Source organism: Micromonospora sp. NPDC005172 (genome assembly GCF_040608555.1).
Lineage (GTDB): Bacteria > Actinomycetota > Actinomycetes > Mycobacteriales > Micromonosporaceae > Micromonospora.
On sequence record NZ_JBEXIL010000107.1, the window covers coordinates 1 to 4,941 of the forward strand.

The 4,941-nt window shown below is 69.6% G+C and carries 3 protein-coding genes and 1 riboswitch; of the genes, 1 reads left to right on the forward strand and 2 read right to left on the reverse strand.

Annotated features, from left to right (window positions below; translation table 11 throughout):
- Nucleotides 1-157: 157 nt before the first annotated feature.
- Together ABZV06_RS31875 and ABZV06_RS31880 are read right to left on the reverse strand one after the other, a co-directional pair.
- Nucleotides 158-1,087 (reverse strand): ABC transporter substrate-binding protein, encoded by a 930-nt coding sequence (locus tag ABZV06_RS31875; RefSeq protein WP_355625965.1) that lies wholly within the window; start codon nt 1,085-1,087, stop codon nt 158-160.
- Nucleotides 1,088-1,197: 110 nt separating this feature from the next.
- Nucleotides 1,198-1,262: riboswitch (cobalamin riboswitch) on the reverse strand.
- Nucleotides 1,263-1,349: 87 nt separating this feature from the next.
- Nucleotides 1,350-3,227: a M14 family metallopeptidase gene (locus ABZV06_RS31880; RefSeq protein WP_355625967.1), complete on the reverse strand. Its 1,878-nt coding sequence runs from the start codon at nt 3,225-3,227 to the stop codon at nt 1,350-1,352.
- 212 nt (nt 3,228-3,439) lie between these two features.
- Between ABZV06_RS31880 and ABZV06_RS31885 the strand changes: the two genes are divergently transcribed.
- Nucleotides 3,440-4,777, forward strand: a complete 1,338-nt coding sequence (locus tag ABZV06_RS31885; protein ID WP_355235727.1) for a C39 family peptidase — start codon at nt 3,440-3,442, stop codon at nt 4,775-4,777.
- Nucleotides 4,778-4,941 lie beyond the last annotated feature (164 nt).

Sequence of the window (4,941 nt, forward strand, 5' to 3'; positions counted from 1 at the left end):
GCTGCGGTAAGACGACCACCGGCCGGATGCTGGTGCGGCTGCTGGAACCGACGAGCGGCAGCATCGAGTTCGCCGGAAGGGACATCACCCACGCGCCGGCGGGATGTCGGGTGTCGGGGTGGCCACCGGCGGCGTCCCGGTCACCGACGGAGGTCGGTCACGCGGGCACCTTGGCGACCGCGTCGATGATCACCCGGAGCAGGTCCACGACGCGCGGGCCCCAGCGGGAGGCGACGTCGTCGTCCAGCGCGACGACCTGGTTGTTCTTCACGGCGGTGAGCCCGGCCCAGCCGCTGCGGGCCTTGACCGAGTCGGCGTTCTGCTGGCAGCACTTGGAGTCGGCGAGGAAGACGAAGTCCGGGTCGGCCTTGACGATGACCTCCTGCGACAGCTGCGGGTAGCCGCCGTTCTTGCCGTCGGCGTCCGCCGGGTCGGCGATGTTGGTCAGGCCGACGAGGCTGTAGATCGAGCCGATGAAGGTCTTGCTCGTCGCGCTGTACAGCTCCGGGCCCAGCTCGTGGTAGTAGGTGAGCTTCTCGGTGCGCTGCGGCAGGTCCTTGACCAGCTTGGCGATGTCGTCCTTCATCCGCTTGGCGACGTCGGCGGCCTGGTCGGCGTGCCCGGTCAGGGTGCCCAGGTCGGTGATCTGCCGGTACGAGTCGTCGAGGGTGGTCGCCGCCGGCGTCAGGTACACCGGGATCTTCAGCTTGCCGAGCTGGTCGACGATCTTGTTGGTGTCGTTGGAGAGCACCACCAGGTCGGGGTTCTTGCCGGCGATCGCCTCGGCGTTCGGCTGGAAGCCGGACAGGTCGGTCTTGGGCGCGTCGGCCGGATAGTTGGACTGGTCGTCGACGGCACTCACCTGCGGGCCCGCGCCGATCGCGAAGAGCATCTCGGTGGCGGTGGGCGACAGCGACACGATCTTCTCGGGACGTTTGTCCAGGGTCAGCGCGCCGACCGTCACCGGGTAGCTGGCGGCCGCGGTGCCGGCGGCCGGCTTGTCGTCGGTCTTCTCGGCGCAGGCGCCGAGGGCGAGCGCGGCGACCGCGAGGGTCGCGGCGAACAGCCGAGGGGTACGTCTGAACATGGGGCCTCCTGTCGGTCGAGGAGTGTGGTGCTTCGCCGACAGGACTTCCGTACGCCCGCCCACGAGGCGCCCTTCCTCGAGAGCGCGTGTCGCGACCCCGCCGCAGGCGACCTGGCTCGTCCCCACCGTCGGGCGGGGCATCACAGTTGCGGGACAGCGCCGGTTTCACACCGGCTTCGCTGCGGAGTGGTCGGTAAGACGGTAGCGCAGGCTCAGGAGCGGGTGGTGGGGCCCCGCAGGGGCGGTACGGGGCCCCACCCGCTCAGGAGGCCGTGATGGTGACGTTGTCCACAGCCGCTTCCACCAGACTCGCGCCGGAGGCGTCCGCCGCCTCGACCAGGATGCGCACGGACTGCCCGGCGTACGGGGTGAGGTTGAGGCTCGCCACCGTCCAACTCCCGTTGCGGTTGGTGGCCGCACCTGCCTGGGTGAGCAGCGCCGTGGTGCCGCCGTTGTGCACCACGCTCACCCGCAGGTAGTCGGCCGACGAGGCGTTCGAGCCGTGCGCCAAATACCAGGCCAGCGAGAGGGTCAGCGTGCCGGACGACGGCAGGGTCACCGCCGGCGACCGGGCGCTGGTCACGCCGCCGTCGACGTCGTAGTCACCGGCCGCCGACCCGGCGAGCCGGCCGGTGACCAGATCGTTGGAGCCGGCGTACGGGGTGAGCTGCTTCGCTCCGGAGGAGGTGGTCGCCTGGGCGGCACCCACCTCGAACGCCCCGAGCGTCGCGGTGTCGGTGCCGGACGGGTTGGTCGTCCAGCCGGTGGCGGTCTCGAAGGTGTCCGACCAGACCGTGGTGCCGCCACCACCGCCGCAGTACTGCGACTGCTTGCCGATGGCCCGGTACGGGCAGTCCGCGTACTCGCTGAGCAGGAGAACGGCCTCGCGGTTACGAGTGGTCTGTGCGGTGATCACCTCGTCGGGCGGGTAGAAGCCGCCGCCGCCGGACGAGCCGGGGTACATCTCGAAGGTGTACGCCCAGATGTTGTGGGTGGCCCACATCCAGTCGAGGCTGTCCCCGTCGGTGATGTACAGGTCGCTGGACTGCTCCGGGGTGTAGTTGTTGGTGGCCGCCATCTGCTGGCCGATGGTGGCGAAGGTGTTGTACTGGTCGGCGCTCATCCCGGTGGCGGTGTTCGCGGTGGTGTAGCCGTACGGCCAGAGCACCAGCTCCGAGTAGGTGTGGAAGTCGATGTTGGCTTTGATCTGCTGGGTGCCGCCGACGACACGGCTGTTGACGAAGTTGCGCAGCGCCTGTGTCTCGGGCGCCGAGAAGGCGGACGGGCCACGGTAGGTCTCCGACGACGTCGACCCGGAGGAGCCGCCGCAGCAGCCCCAGTTGTAGCCCCAGTTACGGTTCAGGTCGGTGCCGACGTTTGACGAGCCGCTGTTGGGCTGGCGGTTCTTACGCCAGGACCGGTACGACCCGGTGGCGATGTCGTACTCGCTGCCGTCCGGGTTGACGGTCGGCACGATCCAGATCTCCCGGCTGTTGACGATGCTGGTGATCCGGGAGTCGCTGCCGTAGCTGTCGGTGAACAGGTTGAGCAGGTAGATCGCCATCTCGACGGTCAGGTGCTCGCGGGCGTGCTGTTGGGAGTTGAACAGGATCTCCGGCTCGCTCTCGTCGGTGCCGACGTTGTCCGAGATCTTCACGGCCATCAGGTCGCGGCCCTCGTACGACGAACCGATGCTGATCTTGCGGGCGATCGCCGGGTGGTCGGCGACCACCTGGTTCACGACGGCGGTCAGTTCCGCGTAGTCGTGGTAGTTGGAGTCGGCGGGCGGGAACGCCAGAGTGCCCACCTCGCCGGCACCACGCTCGGCGTTGGGCGGTGGGGCGAGCGGCTCCAGCCGGAAGCCGAGCTTGCCGATGGCGGCAGCCTCACCGGCGGTGGCCGAGACGTGCAGCACCCCGTGCTCGGAGTAGTCGATGGCGGCCCCGGTGCGGGCCACCGCGTTGCGGTCGGCGAGGGTTCGGGGCCCGAGCACCCGGTAGCCGGCGGCGGCCGACTCGGCGGTCCGGTCCGGCGCCGGTCGGGCGGCGACCGGTCCGGCGGCGACGGTGACGATTCCCAGTCCGGTGACGACGGCGAGCACCAGGACGCGGCGGAGAGAGTGAGGTGGGCGGAGGGCCATGGACTACCTCCTCAGAGGGCGGAAGATCCCGCTCGGTGATGCACACTTCACCATCAGTCACATGGTCATCTCAATATTGATCGCCGTGAAATCCATCCCAGGTTGACCATCGCGGCGGCAATGATTTTCTACCGCTGAACATCTGGCGAAACTTCCTTGCAAGCGGAAAACTGACCAGCGACGATGCCCCCACTCGACACCGCGGAGCACCCATGGCCCCCTCCCGCCTGCACGCGGCCGCCCTCGCCGGCGTCAGCGCGCTCACCCTGTTCGCCACCACGGCCCCCGCCGCGGCGGCCCGGCCGGCCTCCCCCGCCCACGACGAGCAGATCACCTTCCAGGACTGGTCCGGACCCGCCGACTGGCACCACGGCAGCCAGGCCGGCACCCGCGTCGCGCCCGGCCCGCACGCCGGCGTCACCCTGGGCCGACCGGCCGGCACCACCGAGTACGCCGACCCGCACACCGGCGCCACCCGCACCTGGGAGTACGGCACCTGGACCTCACCCGTGACCCGGATCGGGTTCGACGCCACCGAGCTGATCGCCTCCTGGAACGCCCAGACCCCCGCCGGCACCTGGATCCAGGTCGAGATGCAGGGCGGCTACACCAACGGCGACCAGACCCCCTGGTACGTCCTGGGCCGCTGGGCCTCCGGCGACACCGACATCAAGCGGACCAGCGTCGACGGGCAGGGCGACCCCTGGTCGACGATCTGGACCGACACCTTCAGCATCGACGACGCCGACGCCGGGGTGCTGCTGCGGTCGTACCAGTTGCGGCTGACCCTCTACCGGGCACCCGGGCAGACCGCCGCCCCGGTGGTGCGGATGCTCGGCGCGATGAGCTCCACCGTGCCGGACCGGTTCACCGTCCCACCGAGCGCCGGGCACATCGCCTGGGGCGTCGAGCTGCCGGTGCCCCGCTACTCGCAGAACGTCCACAAGGGGCACTATCCCGAGTACGACGGCGGTGGTGAGGCCTGGTGTTCGCCCACCTCCACCGAGATGGTCGTCGAGTACTGGGGGCGCAAGCCGTCCGCAGTCGACACCTCCTGGGTGGACCCGACCTACCCCGACCCGACCGTCAACCACGCCGCCCGGATGACCTTCGACTACGCGTACGACGGCGCGGGCAACTGGCCGTTCAACACCGCGTACGCGGCCAGCTTCCCGGGCCTGGAGGGGCGGGTCACCCGGCTGCACTCACTGGACGAACTGGAACGCTTCATCGCCGCCGGCATTCCCGTGGTGACCAGCCAGTCCTTCCTGGCCAGCGAGCTGGACGGAGCGAACTACGGCACCTCCGGGCACCTGTTCGTGGTGGTCGGCTTCACCGCCGACGGCGACGTGATCGTCAACGACCCGGCCTCGTCCAGCAACGACGTCGTCCGCAACGTCTACAAGCGCACCCAGTTCGAGCAGATCTGGCTGCGCACCAAGCGCACCAACGCCAGCGGCGGAATCTCCGGCGGCTCCGGCGGCGTCGCCTACCTCATCAAGCCCGAGTCGAAGCCCTGGCCCAAGGTCCCCGGCTCCACCAACTGGTGACAAACCCCGCCGACCGCCGCTGACCGCCGCTGACCGCCGCTGGTCCCTGTTGACCGCCGCTGACCGCGTTGATCATGAAGTTATTGCCCGACCGCTCGGCGTGTCGAGGCAATAACTTCATGATCAGCGCTCGGTTCTCAGGGGGAGGCGGAGGGGGAGGGGGG

Coding starts and splice junctions, on each gene's coding strand:
- ABZV06_RS31880 (WP_355625967.1), bottom strand. CDS start 3,227: ATGGCCCTCCGCCCACCTCACTCTCTCCGCCGCGTCCTGGTGCTCGCC.
- ABZV06_RS31885 (WP_355235727.1), top strand. CDS start 3,440: ATGGCCCCCTCCCGCCTGCACGCGGCCGCCCTCGCCGGCGTCAGCGCG.
- ABZV06_RS31875 (WP_355625965.1), bottom strand. CDS start 1,087: ATGTTCAGACGTACCCCTCGGCTGTTCGCCGCGACCCTCGCGGTCGCC.